At 70.7% G+C, this 16,684-nt stretch carries 13 protein-coding genes; 5 read left to right on the forward strand and 8 right to left on the reverse strand.

The annotated features are described in order from the left end of the window. Positions 1 to 96: 96 nt before the first annotated feature. Positions 97 to 1,383, forward strand: a complete 1,287-nt coding sequence (locus ACSMXX_RS02775; protein ID WP_473182427.1) for an FAD-binding protein — start codon at positions 97 to 99, stop codon at positions 1,381 to 1,383. Positions 1,384 to 1,429: 46 nt separating this feature from the next. Here the strand turns inward: ACSMXX_RS02775 and ACSMXX_RS02780 are convergent, their stop codons facing one another. The 6 genes from ACSMXX_RS02780 to ACSMXX_RS02805 all read right to left on the reverse strand — a co-directional run bounded on the left by ACSMXX_RS02780 (position 1,430) and on the right by ACSMXX_RS02805 (position 7,960). Continuing rightward, on the reverse strand, positions 1,430 to 2,281 hold the full coding sequence (locus tag ACSMXX_RS02780) for a VanZ family protein (RefSeq protein ID WP_473182428.1): 852 nt from the start codon (positions 2,279 to 2,281) through the stop codon (positions 1,430 to 1,432). A gap of 99 nt (positions 2,282 to 2,380) precedes the next feature. After that, positions 2,381 to 3,187 (reverse strand): SAM-dependent methyltransferase, encoded by an 807-nt coding sequence (locus ACSMXX_RS02785; RefSeq protein ID WP_473182429.1) that lies wholly within the window; start codon positions 3,185 to 3,187, stop codon positions 2,381 to 2,383. A gap of 112 nt (positions 3,188 to 3,299) precedes the next feature. Next, a complete protein-coding gene (locus ACSMXX_RS02790) occupies positions 3,300 to 4,475 on the reverse strand; it encodes an acyl-CoA dehydrogenase family protein (RefSeq protein ID WP_473182430.1) in 1,176 nt (391 codons plus the stop codon). Next, complete coding sequence (locus ACSMXX_RS02795) at positions 4,472 to 6,046, reverse strand: 3-hydroxyacyl-CoA dehydrogenase NAD-binding domain-containing protein (RefSeq protein ID WP_473182431.1); 1,575 nt, start codon at positions 6,044 to 6,046, stop codon at positions 4,472 to 4,474. The genes ACSMXX_RS02790 and ACSMXX_RS02795 overlap by 4 nt, the downstream gene beginning before the upstream one ends. A 90-nt stretch (positions 6,047 to 6,136) precedes the next feature. Next, entirely contained in the window at positions 6,137 to 6,931 is a 795-nt protein-coding gene (locus ACSMXX_RS02800) for a CoA-transferase subunit beta (RefSeq protein WP_473182432.1), read from the reverse strand. An 81-nt stretch (positions 6,932 to 7,012) separates the two neighbouring features. Beyond that, complete coding sequence (locus ACSMXX_RS02805; protein ID WP_473182433.1) at positions 7,013 to 7,960, reverse strand: CoA transferase subunit A; 948 nt, start codon at positions 7,958 to 7,960, stop codon at positions 7,013 to 7,015. A 206-nt stretch (positions 7,961 to 8,166) separates the two neighbouring features. On the opposite strand from ACSMXX_RS02805, the gene ACSMXX_RS02810 reads away from it, so the two are divergent. The 3 genes from ACSMXX_RS02810 to ACSMXX_RS02820 all read left to right on the forward strand — a co-directional run bounded on the left by ACSMXX_RS02810 (position 8,167) and on the right by ACSMXX_RS02820 (position 12,036). Continuing rightward, positions 8,167 to 9,084 carry a LysR family transcriptional regulator gene (locus tag ACSMXX_RS02810; protein ID WP_473182434.1) on the forward strand — a complete coding sequence of 306 codons (918 nt, stop codon included), beginning with the start codon at positions 8,167 to 8,169 and terminating at the stop codon, positions 9,082 to 9,084. Between the two features lie 240 nt (positions 9,085 to 9,324). Then, positions 9,325 to 10,545: an acetyl-CoA C-acetyltransferase gene (locus tag ACSMXX_RS02815; protein WP_473184602.1), complete on the forward strand. Its 1,221-nt coding sequence runs from the start codon at positions 9,325 to 9,327 to the stop codon at positions 10,543 to 10,545. A 147-nt stretch (positions 10,546 to 10,692) separates the two neighbouring features. Continuing rightward, a complete protein-coding gene (locus ACSMXX_RS02820) occupies positions 10,693 to 12,036 on the forward strand; it encodes an MFS transporter (protein WP_473182435.1) in 1,344 nt (447 codons plus the stop codon). Positions 12,037 to 12,186: 150 nt separating this feature from the next. On the opposite strand, the gene ACSMXX_RS02825 is transcribed toward ACSMXX_RS02820, so the two are convergent. Beyond that, positions 12,187 to 12,780: an LAETG motif-containing sortase-dependent surface protein gene (locus ACSMXX_RS02825; RefSeq protein ID WP_473182436.1), complete on the reverse strand. Its 594-nt coding sequence runs from the start codon at positions 12,778 to 12,780 to the stop codon at positions 12,187 to 12,189. A gap of 360 nt (positions 12,781 to 13,140) precedes the next feature. Here ACSMXX_RS02825 and ACSMXX_RS02830 point away from each other — a divergent pair, with 360 nt between their 5' ends. Then, positions 13,141 to 14,427, forward strand: coding sequence for a S1 family peptidase (locus ACSMXX_RS02830; protein ID WP_473182437.1), 1,287 nt, complete (start codon positions 13,141 to 13,143; stop codon positions 14,425 to 14,427). Positions 14,428 to 14,458: 31 nt separating this feature from the next. Here the strand turns inward: ACSMXX_RS02830 and ACSMXX_RS02835 are convergent, their stop codons facing one another. Continuing rightward, on the reverse strand, positions 14,459 to 16,597 hold the full coding sequence (locus ACSMXX_RS02835; RefSeq protein WP_473182438.1) for a neutral/alkaline non-lysosomal ceramidase N-terminal domain-containing protein: 2,139 nt from the start codon (positions 16,595 to 16,597) through the stop codon (positions 14,459 to 14,461). Between the last annotated feature and the right edge of the window lie 87 nt (positions 16,598 to 16,684).

The raw sequence follows: 16,684 nt of genomic DNA on the forward strand, positions 1-16,684 counted from the left end.
TCCGCACAACCCCGAGCAATTCCGGCCGCGGGAAAGGCCCGTTGACGTCCCGCGGGCTCAATCCGCAGCCATCAGCACTCACATCCAGGAACGCCCATGACCATCTCCGGCCCCGCATCCGGCCGTCCCGTCCGGAACTGGGCGGGCAACACCGTCTTCAGTGCCCGGCGGGTCCAACGCCCCGAATCCGTCGAGGAGTTGCAGCACATCGTCGGTGCCGCACACCGGGTGCGCGCGCTCGGCAGCGGCCACTCCTTCAACCGCGTCGCCGACACCCGGGGCGATCTGGTGCGGCTGGACGGCCTGCCGCCAGTCGTGGACGTCGACGAGGAGTCCTCCACCGTCACCGTCGGCGCCGGGATGCCGTACGGCGAAGTGAGCGCCGTCCTGCACGAGTCCGGCCATGCGCTGGCCAATCTGGCGTCGTTGCCGCACATTTCCGTGGCGGGCTGCTGCGCGACCGCCACCCACGGCTCGGGCGACTCGGAGAAGTGCCTCGCGGCTGCGGTGACGGAGATCGAACTCGTCGGCGCGGACGGTGAGTTGTCGCTGCTCAGCCCGGAGAGCGACCCGGAACGCTTCCCCGGCACCGTCGTCGCACTGGGTGCCCTGGGCATCGTCACCCGGCTGACGCTCCGCGTCGAGCCCGCCTTCGAGGTATCCCAGCACATCTACACGGGCGTCGCCCTCACGGAGGTGGCGGCACGCTTCGACGAGATCTACGGATGTGCCTACAGCGTCAGCGCGTTCACCGACTACCGCAGCGGCGAGGCACGCGTATGGGTCAAGCGCCGTACGGCGGAACGGGACGGGCGCGTGCGGCCGCCCGGCTGGGAGGGAGAGACCCCCGCGGACGAGGCCCACCACCCCATCCCCGGCATCCCCGCCACGCACTGCACCGAGCAGCTCGGCGTGCCCGGCCCCTGGTACGAGCGGCTGCCGCATTTCCGGCCGGACTTCACGCCCAGCAACGGCGACGAGCTGCAGTCGGAGGTGCTGCTGCCCCGCGCCGCCGCACCGGAGGCGCTGGAGGCGCTGCGCTCGCTCGGGGACCGTGTCGCGCCTGTGCTGCAGATCTCCGAGATACGCACCGTCGCCGCCGACGACCTGTGGCTGAGCCCCGCCTTCGGACGTGACTGCGTCGCCTTCCACTTCACCTGGGTCAAGGACCCCGGGGCCGTACTGCCGGTGGTTGCGGCCGTCGAGGAGAAACTGCTGCCGCTGGGCGCCCGGCCCCACTGGGGCAAGCTCACGGCCATGGAACCGGAACGGATCGCGTCACTGTACGAACGGGCCCCGGACTTCCGGCAGTTGGTACGGGAACGGGACCCGGGGCGCGTCTTCGCCAACGACTTCGTGGACCAGGTCTTCGCGCTCGGCTGAGCGCAACCGGCGGCCCGGCCCCCGCACGGCTGTTGCCGGTCCGGTTTCACGGGCGGCCACGGGAAGCAGTGGCCGCCTTGCGGTGCCACCAGTGGCGCCGGCGCGGGTGCACGGCGCGGCCGAGCCGGCGCCCGATGATCAGGTAACCGAGCAGGGCGCCCGTGGTGTTGAGGATGACGTCGTCGATGTCGAAGGCCCGGCCCTGAACGACGGCCCCCTGCACCAGCTCCACCAGCAGCATGACCAGCGCCGTCGCGACCATCACCCGCAGCAGCCCGCGGGTGCGCGGTACCAGAGCGGGCAGCAGCGCGCCGAAGGGCATTCCGAGCACGACGTTGCCGCCGAGCTGCTTGACGGTGTCGCGCAGGGCCGGCTGCGCGAGGTAGTTGCGGATCGAGTCACCGGGGCGCAGGTTGCTGTGCACGAGCGACTCGGACGCGGCCGAGGGCGCCAGCGTCAGCTTCGACAGAACGACGGCGAAGCCCACCATCGCGGCGAATGCCGCGAGCAGGATCAGCACCCGCCAGACGACGGGCAACTGGTGCTGCGTGAGCGAGGCGTCCAGCACGGACGGTTTCCGGGTCGCGGCCGCCGCCTTCTTCTTCGCCGGCGGCTTCTTCGCGGGTGACTTCCTCGCCGCAGTCCTCTTCACGGCCGCCGTCTTCGTTTCCGGCTTCTTTCCGGTCGCCTTCCCTCCGGTCGCCTTCTTCGTGCCGGCCGCCCTCTTCGCGCCGTTCTTGTCCGTGCCGGTCTTGTCCGCCGCTTTCTGCTTCGGCTTGCCCGCCGCCGTCTTCTTCCCGGCCTGCTTCCGGGGCACCGTCCCGCTCCCCGCGCTCCGGCCCGGCCTGCCGGCCGCCGCCTTCGCCTTCTCCGTCATCCCGTTCAGAAAGTTCTGCACCTGCTCGCACCCCCGGAGGGCCTCGGCACTGTCTGGCCTGCAGTTACCCCCGGTGGTACGAAGCATGCGCCGCCGTTCCGCGGCCTCACCCCCGCGTGATCAGGGCTTACGCGCGACCCCGCCGTAGACGGGGAACTCCGCGTCGGTGATGTCCGGCTGCGCCTCATCGCCGTCCGGCCGCCACCTGTGCGCCACGACGACGCCCGGGTCGACGGGTTCCAGCCCTTCGAAGAAGCGGCTCACCTCCGAGCTGGAGCGGATCTGGCCCTCCGCCACCGTCGACTGGTACGCCTCGGCGACGCGCGTCAGCAGATCCGGGTCGAAGTCGGCGGTCGCGTGCGAGACGACCAGATAGCTGCCCGACGGCAGGGCGTCCATGTACCTGCGCACGATGTCGTACGCGCCCCGCTCGTCGGTGATGAAGTGCAGCAGCGCGACCAGGGACAGCGCGACCGGCCGGCCGAGGTCGAGCGTCTCCCCCAGCTCGGCGGATCCGAGAATGCTCTCGGGCTCGGTGAAGTCGGCCTGCAGGTAAGCGGTACGGCCCTGCGGGGTGCTGCTCAGCAGTTCCTGCGCGTGCCCGAGCACGATCGGGTCGTTGTCGACGTAGACGACCCTGGTCTCGGGGGCGACCGCCTGGGCGACCTGGTGGAGGTTGGGTTCGGTCGGTATGCCCGAGCCGATGTCCAGGAACTGGCGCACGCCCGCCTCGTTCGCGAGCCAGCGAGTCGCTCTGTGCATGAACTCGCGGTTGAGCCGGGCTCCGAGCACCACTCCGGGCCACACGCTCACGACCCGTTCGGCCGCGACCGCGTCCGCCTCGTAGTGGCTCTTGCCGTTCAGCCAGTAGTCGTAGACACGTGCCGGGTGGGGCCTGCTGGTGTCGATCTCGTCGTTGGCGGTCACTGCTCTCCCCTGTGCGCGCGGTCGCCGGCGACATACCTTCTCACCGATGGGCCGCCCGAACAGCCCCTGATCCGGCCGGAAGACGCGCTCTCACGCATTCTCCCCCGCGATCTCACGTCATCGCGTCGACGCCGGTGAGCGCGCGGCCGATGATCAGCTTCTGGACCTGGCTGGTGCCCTCGTAGAGAGTGAGCACCCGGGCGTCCCTCAGGTACTTGCCGACGGGGTACTCGTCTATGAAGCCGTAACCGCCGAATGTCTGCAGGCAGTTGTTCGTGACTCGCACGGCCGTCTCGCTGGCGTGGTATTTGGCGACGGACGCGTCCGTCGCGTACTCCTTCGGTGAGGCGCCCGCGTCGGCCATGCGCGCAACCTGGCGGGTGAGCAGCCGGGCCGCCCTTATGTCCACCTCCGAGTCGGCCAGCAGCTCCTGCACCAGCTGGAACGAGGCGACGGGCCGGCCGAACTGCTCGCGCTGCGTCGCGTATTCGACGGCCGCGTCGAGCGCAGCCTGTGCGAGGCCGACCGCACCGGCCGCGACGGAGACACGTCCGCGGGAGAGCGCACCGAGCGCGATGCCGAGTCCTCGCCCAGCCTCGCCGAGGCGGGCGGAGTCCGGCACCCGTAGGCCGTCGAAGGCGAGTTCGGCGGTGGCCTGTCCGCGCAGGCCGAGCTTGCCGTGGATCTCCGTGGCGGTCAGGCCGGGGGCGTCGGTGGGCACGAGGAACGCGGTGATGCCGTTCTCGCTTGTACGGGCGAAGGTCAGCGCGACGTCGGCGACGGTGCCGTTCGTGATGAACATCTTGCTGCCGTCGATGATCCAGTCGCCGCCGTCGCGCCTCGCCCGGGTGCTCAGAGAGCCCGCGTCGGAACCGGTGCCGGGTTCGGTCAGCGCGAAGCAGCCGAGGGCGTCGCCGCGGACCAACCGCGGTATCCACTCCTCGCGTTGGGCCTCGGAACCGTGGGAGACGATGGTCTTCGTGACGAGGCCGAGTGAGACGGAGACGATGCCGCGCACCGCGGAGTCACCACGTCCCAGCTCCTCCGTGGCCAGGACGTAGGAGAGCAGATCCACCTCGGTTCCGCCGTAGCGTTCGGGAACGGTCAGGCCCAGAAAGCCCAGCTCTCCGAGCCGCCCGGCGATGCCCGGGTCGACGCGTTCGGCGCGGTCCCATTCGCGCGCGTACGGTGCGATCTCGGCATCGACGAAGTCGGCGGCCATGGCGCGGATGTCGCGCTGCGTCTCGGTGAGACCGAAGTCCCGGCCGGTGAAGTCCCGTCCCGTCATGGGGAGTTCTCCTCTGCGTGCCCGGCGAGCGGCAGGTCGGGAGCGGTGAGCGGCAGGCCGAGCTGCGCGCGCTCGGCCACCCAGCGCGTCGGCCGGTGGCGGGGATCGCCGGTGGTCGCGAGCAGCGCCCGCTGCAGGCCGAGCATCCGGGCGGCACCGATCCGCTCGCCCCAGGCCAGCGGCCCGTACGGGTAGCCGAGGCCTGCGGTGACCGCCAGGTCGATGTCCGCGGGAGCGGCGATGTGACGCTCGGCGATGGAGGCGGCGACCGAGACGACGGAGGCGAGCAGGCGCTGCGCGACGGAGCCCGCGGTGTCCCGTACGACGCTGACATCCGCGCCGGTGGCGGCGAGGACGGCTGCCGCGTCGCGTACCGCTCCGGGCCCGGAAGCAGGCGTCACGGCGAGCACGAGGCGGCCGGTGTCCGCGGAGAGCGGGTCGATGCCGAGGGTGCGGCCGGCGGGCAGGCCCTGTCCGGCGACCGTCGCGGCGACGGTGCCGCCCCAGGTGGGGACGAGCAGCAGGGGCTCCGGGCGGGAGCCGTCTCCGCTCCCGCCGCCGTCCCGGCGCTCGCCGCCCGGCGAGGTGCGGCCGTCCAGCAGGGCGCGCACCGCGTCGGCGTGAAGCCCCTCGCCCACGACCGTGACCGGGCGTGCGGCGTCGCCGCCGGCGGGTGGCGGCGTGGGCGCCGCGGCGTCGCCGGGGGCCTCGGGGCCGTAGGGGTAGAAGCCGCGCCCGGTCTTGCGGCCGTGCAGCCCGGCGGCGACCCGGTTCGCGGTGAGGTACGAGGGCCGCAGCCGGTCGGAGTGGCGGAAGCCGCGCCAGACGGTCTCGATGACGGACGCGGTCACGTCGAGACCGGTGAGGTCCATGAGTTCGAACGGGCCCATGCGCAGGCCGAGTACGTCCCGGGCGATCGCGTCGAGGTCCGCGGGCTGCGCGACGGACTCCTCCAGCAGTGCCAGCGCCTCGGTGACGAGCCCGCGCCCCGCGTGGTTGACGAGGAACCCGGGGGTGTCCGCCACCGTCACGGCCCGGTGCCCGCAGCCCTCGACGAACCCGGTGAGGAAGCCGGGGACGTCCTCGCGGGTCGCCGCGCCCGGCACGACCTCGGCGATCTTCATCAGGGGTACGGGGTTGAAGAAGTGCAGCCCTGCCAGGCGGGAGGGATCGGCCAGCCGCGCACCGATCTCCGTGACGGACAGGGAGGAGGTGTTGGTGGCGAAGACGGTGGTGTCCGGGAGCACCTTCGCAAGCTCCGTGAACACGGCGGCCTTCGTCTCCAGGTCCTCGCGTACGGCCTCGATGACGACGGCGGGAGCGGCGTGTTCACCGTCCGGTGCCGCGAACGGCGAGACGAGGGGCACCAGTCGCTCCCCGGCGGAGGCGGCGTCGTGCGGAGTCAACCGCCCCTTCTGCGCGGCCCGTTCCAGCATGCCGGTCACGAACGCGACCGCCTCGGTGACCGACTCCTCGCGTGCGTCCGCGAGTTCGACGGTGTGGCCGGCCGTCGCGGCCAACTGGGCGATGCCGCGGCCCATGACGCCCGTACCGACGATTCTGATGCGCATGTCCTCTCCAGCCTCCACTCCCCCGGCGCCCATGCGCCGCATCCGTGCCTTCGCCGTGCGTGCGCCGTACCTGGCGCCGGGACCGTCCGGTCAGCGCAGATATACGCGCTCGGGATCCACATCCTCACGCAGCAGGGCCAGTTCGCTGTCCCCGGGCGGCTCGATGACGCTCAGGTCGTCGGCGACCCGGAGGTCCCAGCCGGTGCCGGCCTTCACGTCCTCGGCCGTCACGCCCGGGTGCAGGGCGGTCAGTTTCAGCTCCTCGCCGACGCCATCGCGGGCCAGGATGCCCAACTCCGTGATGACCCGGGTGACACCAGCACCCAGCGGTCGTATGCCGTCGGCGAGCGCCCGGTCCGGCCCGGGCGAGGTGCAGAAGTCGAGCTCTTCGGTGAAGGAGCGCGGATCGTGGCGGCGCATGACCACGAAGACCTCACGGGAGTTGGCCATGACCTCGTTCGCACCGCCCGATCCGGGCAGCCGGGCCTTGGGGTGGTGCCAGTCGCCGATGACGGACGAGTTGAGGTTGCCCCACTTGTCGATCTGGGCGGCGCCGAGGAAGCCGACGTCGATGTGGCCGCCCTGCAGGACGGAGCCGAAGAGCGTGGGCATCGGAATCACCGCTTCGGCACCGGTGATGAGCACGGCGTCCGCGATGGTCTCGGGCAGATGCGATGGGTGCGCGCCGCACACCCCGGACTCGTAGACGATCTCCAGACCGGGCGCGACGGTGAGATGCGCGAGGGAGGCGGCGAGCGTGGGAAGTCCGATTCCTGCGAACACGGCCCGCTTGCCCGCCAGTTCACGGGAGGCGACGACGGAGAGCAGCTCGGAGGAGGTCACGGCTGCGGCGGATCCGGTGTTCTCGCTGGTTCCAGTGGTCATCTGGGGCTCACTTCCGTGCACTCGGGACGGCGGGGCGGTCGGGACGGGCCGGACGGGCCGGACGGTGGGGGCGGCGCGGGGTCACAGCCGGCGCCCGTAGTTCACCGGCAGGCTCATCGCATCTCCGACGGCCAGCCCGTCCCAGAACTCCTCGCCGAGCTTCGCGACGTACTCGGCGTGGTCGCGGGTCCCGTGCACCCACTCCGCCAGCCATGCGGTCAGCCGTTCCTTGTCCTTGCTGATCGCCGACCAGGAGCGGTAGAAGGCGTTGTCCCGGTCGTAGTAGCCCTGGGCGAAGGAGGGGTGGGCGCCACGGGGGCAGACGACGACGGCGTCCACGGCGTGCGCCGGGATCACGGTGCGGTTCGGGTCGGAGCGTACGACCTCGTCCTCGACGATCTCCTCCACGACGACGACGGCCTTGACTGCCGCGTAGACGGCTTCGGCCTGGACTCCGGTCAGGCCCCAGATCTGGGTGTTGCCGGAGCGGTCGGCGCGCTGTGCGTGCACGATCGTCACGTCCGGGTTGACGGGCGGCACGACATAGATCTGTTCGCTGTCGCCGTCCGGACCCGGGTAGGGCGAAGTGACCTTGCGCATCGCCGGGTTGACGCCGGGCAGGTCGCTGCCGCCGTAGCTGCGCAGCGGGTAGAACGGCAGCCGCTGAGCGCCGGCGATGTAGCGGCAGATCATGCCGTAGTGGCTGTACTCCTCGAATGCGAGCGGCTCGGGGTCCGCGCGCTCCACGCGGCGGCGCAGCTCGCCCAGCGAACCCGCGGAGGAGTTGCCGACGAAGGAGGAGACCAGCCGGGAGACACATCCCGCGGCGAGCATCTGGTCGACGACGATGTCGGCGGTCATACGGACCACGGTCAGGCCGCGGCGGCCCTGGCGGATGATCTCGTGACCGGCCGCGGTCGGTATGAGGTGCGTGAAGCCTTCGAGGGCGACCGTGTCGCCGTCCCGTACGTATGCGCCGACGGCCTCCCGCATCGTCATCGTCTTGTCGGTCGCGGTTTCCACGGCCATCTCCACATCTCCTCGGTGCGGCTCGTCGCGGCATGTCCGGGGCCGGCCCGGCTGGACACGGGCTCCGGCCCGAGCCCGGGCCCGGGCCGCGGTGCCCCGCCTACGTTCCCACCGTCCATTGATTGGCGTCCAATACCGAATTAAGGTCAGTTTGAGACGCGAAACTGATAACTGGCCGAGGGGTCAGCCGATGGACGGGACCTGACGTGGAACTGCGCTATCTCTCCTCCTTCGTCGCCGTCGCCGAGGAGCTGCACTTCGGCCGTGCCGCCAAGCGGCTGCAGATGGCACAGCCGCCGCTGAGCCAGCAGATCCGGCAACTGGAGAAGGAGCTGGGCGTTCAGCTCTTCGAACGCAGCACCCGCTCGGTGCGCCTGACCAGCGCGGGCGAGGCCTTCCTCAAGCCCGTCCGCACGGTCCTGGAGGACATCGACATCGCCACCCGCGTCGCCAAGGCCGCCGGCCGCGGCGAGTACGGGCGTGTCAGCGTCGGCTTCGCCGGTGCGTCCAGCCACGCGACCCTGCCCCGGCTCGCCCGTGCCGTACGGGCGGCACACCCCGGCATCGAGCTGGTCATGCTCGGCCAGACCTACGCCAACCGCGCCCTGACGCGGGTCGCGGACGGCACCCTCGACCTGGGTTTCGTGCGGTTGCCGGTCAGCGTGCCGGGCGTCGAGCACCGGGTGATCGCCGAGGAGGAACTGGTCTGCGCCCTGCCCTCGGACCACCGGCTGGCCCGCCGCGAAAGGATCACCATCGGCGATCTGGCCGAGGAGCCGTTCGTCAGCTTCCCCGCCCGCGCCGGCTCCAGCCTCCGCGACGTCACCCTCGACGCGTGCGAGCGGGCCGGGTTCCACCCGCGGATCGTGCAGGAGGCCCCCGACTCGTACACGATCCTGGCGCTGGTCGCGATGGGTGTCGGGGTGACGCTCACACTCACCTCCTGCATGCACATCCAGCAGACCGGGCTCGTCTACCGGCCGCTGGCCGGGCCGCCGGTGGCGCTGCACTCGGCCCTCGCGTGGCGTACGGACAACCCGTCGGCGGCGCTGCACAGCGTCCTGGACGTCGCTGCCGAGACGCTGCCGCCGCCGGAGGACGCAGCAGCCGCCGCCACCGATTGAGTACGCCCGCGTATCAGTGCGAGGCGAATCGGATATTGGACCGGAATAGTGCGCGGTGGAAGGGTCGTACGACGGCGTCAGCCGGTCCTGGCCACGGCGACCGCGAGCCCCGGATCCCCGGCCGCGCCTCCCGACCCCGACCCCGCTCCCGCTCCCGCTCCCGCTCCCGCTCCCGACCAGGACGACCCAGCGACACCAGCCAGCGACACCAGCCAGGAAGGCCTCCCCATGTCAGCCCGCATGCCGGCTCAGACCGACGTCGTCATCTGCGCTCCGCTGCGCACTCCGATCGGGCGCTTCGGCGGCGCCCTGGCGGGCCAGCGCCCCGCCGCCCTCGCGGCGCGCGTCATCTCCGAGGTGGTCGCACGCAGCGGCGTCGACGGCTCGCAGGTCGACGAGGTGATCCTCGGGCACGCCTATCCCAGCGCCGAGGCCCCTGCCATCGGACGGGTGGCCGCGCTCGACGCGGGGCTCCCCGACTCGGTCACGGGCATCCAGACCGACCGCCGCTGCGGCTCCGGCCTCCAGGCGGTGCTGGACGCCGCCATGCAGATACGGGCCGGCTTCAGCGAGGTCGTGATCGCGGGCGGCGTCGACGTGATGAGCGCGGCCCCGTACTACACCCACGAGGGCCGCTGGGGCATCAAGGGCCCCGGGCTCCAGCTGCACGACGCCCTCGCACGCGGCCGCGTCACGGCAGGCGGCGAGCACCACCCCGTGCCGGGCGGCATGATCGAGACGGCGGAGAACCTGCGCCGCGAGTACGGCATCTCGCGCGCCGATCAGGACGCCCTGGCGCTGCGCTCGCAGCAGCGTGCCGCCCGAGCGGCGGACGAGGGCTGGTTCGCGCAGGAGACCGTGCCGGTGACGGTGCGCGGGCGCAAGGGCGAGAGCACCGTATCCGTCGACGAGCACCCGCGTCCGGACACGACGGCGGAGCAACTGGCCGCGCTGCGTCCGGTGATGGGCAAGACGGATCCGGAGGCGACGGTCACCGCCGGGAACGCGAGCGGCCAGAACGACGCCGCCGCGGCATGCCTGGTCACCACGGCCGCCACGGCCGAACGCCTCGGACTCACGCCGCTGGTGCGGCTGGTCTCCTTCGCTCGTAAGGGCGTTCCGGCGAAGACGATGGGAATCGGCCCGGTGGGGGCGTCCAGGACGGCCCTGGAGCGTGCCGGGCTGTCACTCGCCGATATGGACCTGATCGAGCTCAACGAGGCCTTCGCCGCCCAAGTGCTCGCCTGTACACGCGAGTTGGGGCTCACGGACAAGGACCACGAGGAACGGGTCAACGTCTGCGGCTCCGGCATCTCCCTGGGCCACCCGGTGGGTGCCACCGGTGCGCGCATCCTCACCACGCTGGCTCATCACATGCAGCGCACGCAGTCCCGGTACGGACTGGAGACGATGTGCATCGGCGGCGGGCAGGGCCTCGCAGCCGTCTTCGAGCGCTATTGATATCCGAGCAGTCTCACTGTGGCAGTTATTCGGTATTGGACCCGTCTAGGTCGGTGCTGGCACGGTTTCCGCCATCCCACCCGCACACCGGGACGCGAGCGTGCCCGAGCACCGCCGCCCGTCCATGTCCTCATCCGGAGCCGCCGCATGAGCGCCCCGCTCACCCAGGAGCAGAGAAGGACCGCGAACCGCGCGGGATTCGGAGCCTTCATCGGCTCCACGATCGAGTGGTTCGACTTCTATATCTACGGAACCGCCTCGGCTCTCGTCTTCGACAAGGTCTTCTTCCCCGAACTCGAGGGCGCCATAGGCACACTCGTCGCCTTCGCCACGTTCTGGGTGGGCTTCCTCGCCCGGCCGCTGGGCGGCATCGTTTTCGGGCACTTCGGCGACCGGCTCGGCCGCAAGAAGACGTTGATCATCACTCTGCTGCTGATGGGCGTCTCCACCACCCTGATCGGCGTGCTGCCGGGCTACGCCAGCATCGGTGTCGCCGCTCCCGTCCTGCTCGTCACGATCCGGATGATCCAGGGCATCGGACTGGGCGGCGAGTGGGGCGGTTCGGTTCTCATCGCCTCCGAACACGCCCCGAAGGGCAAGTCGATCCTCTACGGCGCCTTCGCGCAGCAGGGCTCACCCGTCGGCAACACCCTGAGCACGGTGGCCTTTCTCGGCGTGAGCGCGCTCCCGGAGCCCGATTTCCTCAGCTGGGGCTGGCGGATACCCTTCCTCGCCTCGGCGCTGCTCGTCGTCGTCGGCCTCTTCCTGCGGATGAAGGTCACCGAATCTCCGGCGATGGCCCGGCTGATCGAGAAGAAGGACGTCGCGAAACTGCCACTGAAGGAGGTGCTGCGCACCTGCCCGGGCCTCATCGCACTCGGCATCGGGGCCTGCACGATCGGCCTGTCGGCCACCTACTTCAAGTCGACGTTCGCGCTGTCGTGGGCGACGTCCAGCCTTGATTTCGACCGGAGTTCGTTCCTCACGATCATCCTCGTCGCCAACGTCACCCAGATCTTCGTGCAGCCCTTCGGCGCCGTACTGGCGACGCGGATGCGCAGCCTCTCGCGTGCGGTCTGCGTCATGCTCGTACCCGAACTGGCCCTGATGCCGCTGATGTTCATCCTGATCAGCACCGAGAACTACGGCCTCGCGATGCTCGGCGTGTCCGTGGCGACCGTCCCGCACTGCCTCTACTACGCGGCGCTCGCGGGCATGCTGGCGAGCCGCTTCCCCGCGAACGTGCGCTACACCGGCATCTCACTGTGCTACCAGCTGTGCGGCACTCTCCTCGGCGGCACCACACCCGTCATCGGGCAGTTCCTTCTCAACCGTACGGGCTCCATCACCGCGGTGATCTGCTACGCGGTCTTCCAGGTGCTCCTCACGCTGGGCTGCATGCTGCTGCTGCTCAAGCGGCCCGACCACGACCGGAGTTCACCGGAGACGCAGACGGCCCCGGGTGCGAGAGCGGCCGCGGCCGCGGTCTGAGCGCAGGCACCGTTCAGGCACGGCGCCCGCACATACGACGAGGGCCCGGCAGCGGTGGATCGCTGCCGGGCCCTCGTCGGGCTGTTGCTCGATTACTGAAGGGCGCGCCGGGCGCCCGTAGGCCGGCGCTGCGCGCTCAGTCCTGCGCGCTCAGTCCTGCGCGGCCGAGCGGCGCTTGCGGGCCACCACGACCAGGCCGGCACCCGCGACCAGGACGACACCGGCGGCACCGGCGATCATCGGGGTGGCGCTGGAGGCACCGGTCTCGGCGAGGTCGTCGCCTCCGCCGTTCGGCGCGGTGCTGGGCTCCTCGGACGGCGCCGGGGCTTCGCTGCTGGACTCGCTGGGCGAGGGAGCGGGCGAGGACTCGGTGGGCGTGGGCGAGGGGGACTCCTCGCAGACCGGCGAGGTCTTGGTCTCGTTGACGTCGAACTTGTCGTCGTCAACGGCGTCGATCACCAGGCGCACGTCGAGCGGAGACGTGTGCTTGGGCAGGGCCACCTTCTTGTCGAAGGTGCGGCCGAACTTCTCGTCCACCAGGGTCTTGTCACCCGCGGTGATCTTGATGGTGTTGCCCTGTTCGCTGTAGTTCTCCAGGTGGATGCTCGTCGAGTAGCAGTCCACCTTCCAGCCCGGCACGTGCGCCGAGGCGGGAGAGGCGACGAACATCCCTGTGCCGACGAGAGCGGCGGCACCCGTGGCGACGGCGGCGGAGCGCTGCCATCTCTGGCGTATAGCTGTCATGATCTCCCTCTGAGGATGAAGAAGTGGTGAAGAGCGCGTGCGAGGACAGCACGGTACTCCCCGGTACATCACTGGTCGCGCCCGCCCCCCGAATGACCAAGAGGCCCTGCAAAAGGGGCAGTTCAGGCGTGGTGGCGTGTGATGCGAATGCGCTCCCCCGTGCGGTCCGGTGGCTGCCCGCCCGTTCCCGCTGGAACCCGCTGACCCTACCGCCTCAGCCGCATCGGCGGGGGAAAGTCACGGACATTGAGTGGTCTCAACTACGAAACGGCGGGACGGAGTACCTGTGGAGGACCATGGCGTGCCACTGCGCCGAACCGGCAACGAGGCGCCGGTCCACCACCCAGGGAGGTCAGTGAGTTGAGCCATCGACGCAAGGACAGCAAGCGGGCGTATGTGATAGCCGGCGCAGGAACGGCTGCACTGGCACTGGCCGCCGTGACGCTGCCGTACGCGAGCGCTGGACAGGACGAGACCGGTCCGCGGACGATGAGCGCCAAAGCGGCCGCCGCGATGGGCACCAAGCTGGCCGACGCGAACGAGTCGAGCACAGCTGGCTGGTTCATCGACAGCAAGGCGAAAAAGCTGGTCATGAACGTCACCGACGAGGAGACCGCGCAGCGCGTCGAAGAGAGCGGTGCCGAGGCCAGACTCGTCCAGAACTCCAAGGCGGAGCTGAAGAAGGTCAGCGACACGATGGCGAACGGCGCTTCGGTCGCCGGCTCGGCCTGGTCGGTCGACCCCCGTACGAACAAGGTCTCCGTGCTGGCCGACAGCACGGTCGACAGCGAAGAGTGGGCGTCGCTCAAGAAGACGGAGGCCGGCGCCGACGGCATGATGTCGGTGAAGCGCACCGCCGGTAAGTTCCAGAAGTTCCACGGCAACGGCGGTGCCGGCCAGAGCGACCAGGGTGACCAGGGCGCCGGCAACGGCGCCGGTGCGGGTGACGAAGGCGCGGGCGCCGGCGAGGGCGGCCAGGCGGCCGCCGAAGGCGTACAGGGCGGCGACGCCATCTTCGCCGCGGGCACCCGGTGTTCGCTCGGCTTCAACGTGACGGTCGACGGCGCGCCTGGCTTCCTTACCGCGGGCCACTGCGGCAACGCGGCAGAGGCCTGGACGTCCGACGAGGCCGGCGCCAACGCGCTCGGCACGATCACGGACTCGCAGTTCCCGGAGACCGACTTCGCGATCGCCACTCTCGACGACGCGAACGCCGAGGCGCCCAGCTCCGTGAACCTCGACCCGCTGGGCGAGGGCCAGGGCGGGACGCAGGAGATCACCGGAGCCGCCGAGGCCGCCGTGGGCATGCAGGTGCAGCGCAGCGGCAGCACGACCGGCGTCACCGACGGCGAGGTCACGGCTCTGGACGCCACCGTCGACTACGGCGGCGGCGACGTCGTCAACGGGATGATCCAGACGAACGTCTGCGCCGAACCCGGCGACAGCGGCGGCGCGATGTTCTCCGAGGACCAGGCCGTGGGTCTGACCTCCGGCGGCAGCGGCGACTGCACGCAGGGCGGCGAGACCTTCTTCCAGCCGGTCACGGACGCGCTGGAGGCCACCGGAGCGGAGATCGGCGCCGGCGGCGGGGAGGCCGGACAGGAACAGGAACAGAGCCAGGAGCAGGAACAGGGCTCGTTCCAGTAAGCACTGACCGGCCGCCCCGACGGGCGATCCGTCAGCCGCTCACGGTGAAACCCGAAGAGGTTCCCGTGATGGCTTTCGGGTCGCCCGCGACCGGTTTGGCATCGCCCTCGTAGGTGATCCGGTACTCGCCGGAGGCCGTTCCCCCGGGAATGTCCCAGGTGACCGTCACCTTCGAGGCGGCGACGCCGTAACGCTCCCAGCGGAAGGCCGTCGACCAGTCGCCGTCGTCCGCGACGGTGCGCCACTCGCCGTCCTTCCGCGCTTCCACGCGGAGGTAGGTCCCGCCCCGGTGCAGCACGTTGCCGGGGTGGGCGCCCGCGAAGACCACCGTCACCCGCTCCCCCGGGCGGTAGTTGGCGCGCGGAGCGGTGAGCACGTCTCCGAACTCGTGCGACAGCGGCGGCGCGTCCAGCACGATCGGCGGCTGCAGCGAGATCGTCTTCCCGGAGATGTCCGGGGCGACCGGCCCGATCGGCAGGCTCTTCCCGTCCCGCATGGCTCGTGCGAGCTGCGCCGCCGTCTGCTCGACGGCCGGCAGCTGCCAGCGCCCGAAGAGCGTGCTGCCGCCCTCGTACTGCTGGGAGTCGTACTCGTCGGGCGTGGTGAGGTAGTGGAAGTAGGAGTTGGCGTAGCCCGCGACGAGTACGTCACGCACTTCCGCGCCGACCGTCTCCGCCACCGTGCGGCGCAGCCGCAGCCCGGCGCACACGGTCACCTCGCCGGGGACGCCGATCAGGTACAACTGCCCGATGCGCAGCAGCTGTACGGGCACCTGCTCCTGAACCCACGGATAGACGGCGTTCATCGCGCCGACGGGCGCGAAGATGCCTTTCGGTGCCTGCGCCTCGCGCAGTTCGGGTGACGCCTCGTAGATGACGGAGTCCGAGATCGCGTCCCACAGCGGGTTCTCGCCCTCGTCGAATCCGGGGAAGGCGGGCCCGTCCTCGAGGCTGCCGGCCGCCATCGCCGCGCCGATGGCGGGCTTGGAGGTCTTGTGCTGCTTGCCGTCGCCGGTGTGTTCGGGCTCGACGGTCACGTCCGAGAGGTCGATGTAGACGAGTCGTGAGTCCACACCGCCCGTCAGCTTCGTGCCGCGCCCGTCGAGTTGGCCTGCCGCGGACTCGTACTGGCGCAGGCCGCACTCGCGGGTGTTCCCGAAGTCGGCGGGAGTCGTCGGCGGCTTGAGATCCAGATTCGGGGACATGTCGCCCGCGTTGGTCTGTGCGAACGCGGAGACGAAGTCGGGCGGCGTGTCCGCGAGATAGTCCGCGCCCTCCACCTCCCGCTCCCAGTGGTACGCGGCGTAGCCCTTGTTGTCCCCGCTGATCAGCTTGTTCTCGCCGGACATGCTGGTGCCGTGCACGGCGAACCAGTTGACCGCTCCGGCCGCGCGCCCGTCGCGTTCGATGCGCAGCAGCGTGCTCTGCGGGTCGATGCCCTCGGGGAAGTGACTGCGCAGGTCCGACGGGTTGCGCTCGAAGGCCTCGCGGGACCTGTTGGCGCTGGTGCCGCGCAACTCCGCGTGGGTGAGGGTGAGTTCGGACGGCGCGAGGTCGTCATGGGCGCGCGTCGCGGCCTCGGTGATGCCGTCCGTCATGGCCTTGAAGGTCTTCTCGTGGAAGCCCAGCGAGGTCAGGTTGTAGAGCAAGTGGTGCGAGGAGCCGCCCGGACCGCAGTGGGTGTGGGTGGCGGTGAGCATGACGTTGCGGTGGGTGTAGAGGTCGCCGTACTTCTCCGCGAGTCTCTTGAGGACGGCCTGGTGCACGCTCTCGAAGATCATCGCCGTGTCGACGACGACCAGGAGCACGCGCTCGTCGCTCTCCTCGTCGGCGAAGACGAACGCGCGGGCACGCAGGCGCGTATGAAGGCCCTGGGCCTGCTGGTCGACGCGGCCGTAGCCCATCATGCCGACCTCGGCTATCTCACCGGTGGCGTCGGCGACGCCGCGGCCCACGCGGTAGCCGCCGGCGGCCGCGGCGGGGGCTGCTGCCAACTGGTCCGCCTGTCCGGCCCGGGCACTCGGCGTGATCCCGGCCAGGCCGAGTCCCGTCAGCGCCGCGCCTGCGCGCAGCACCGTACGGCGGCTGCTTCTCCGCGGGTCCTGAGAGGTGGGCGGGGTGTCCTCCGGAGGTCCGCCGGAGGGCGGGGTGTGGGGGTGGGTACTGCTCAACGGGTGCTCCTCTGTAGGGCTACTTCCCGGTAATGCCGTTGAGGATGTCACCCCGTCACACCCCCCACAATGCGCCTGCGGGGATTG

This window comes from Streptomyces sp. DSM 116795 (assembly GCF_055792905.1).

Excerpts from the sequence above, each read along its gene's own strand:
- ACSMXX_RS02815 (WP_473184602.1), top strand. The coding sequence starts at position 9,325 with ATGCCGGCTCAGACCGACGTCGTCATCTGCGCTCCGCTGCGCACTCCG.
- ACSMXX_RS02825 (WP_473182436.1), bottom strand. The coding sequence starts at position 12,780 with ATGACAGCTATACGCCAGAGATGGCAGCGCTCCGCCGCCGTCGCCACG.
- ACSMXX_RS02820 (WP_473182435.1), top strand. The coding sequence starts at position 10,693 with ATGAGCGCCCCGCTCACCCAGGAGCAGAGAAGGACCGCGAACCGCGCG.
- ACSMXX_RS02790 (WP_473182430.1), bottom strand. The coding sequence starts at position 4,475 with ATGACGGGACGGGACTTCACCGGCCGGGACTTCGGTCTCACCGAGACG.
- ACSMXX_RS02795 (WP_473182431.1), bottom strand. The coding sequence starts at position 6,046 with ATGCGCATCAGAATCGTCGGTACGGGCGTCATGGGCCGCGGCATCGCC.
- ACSMXX_RS02775 (WP_473182427.1), top strand. The coding sequence starts at position 97 with ATGACCATCTCCGGCCCCGCATCCGGCCGTCCCGTCCGGAACTGGGCG.
- ACSMXX_RS02800 (WP_473182432.1), bottom strand. The coding sequence starts at position 6,931 with ATGACCACTGGAACCAGCGAGAACACCGGATCCGCCGCAGCCGTGACC.
- ACSMXX_RS02805 (WP_473182433.1), bottom strand. The coding sequence starts at position 7,960 with ATGGCCGTGGAAACCGCGACCGACAAGACGATGACGATGCGGGAGGCC.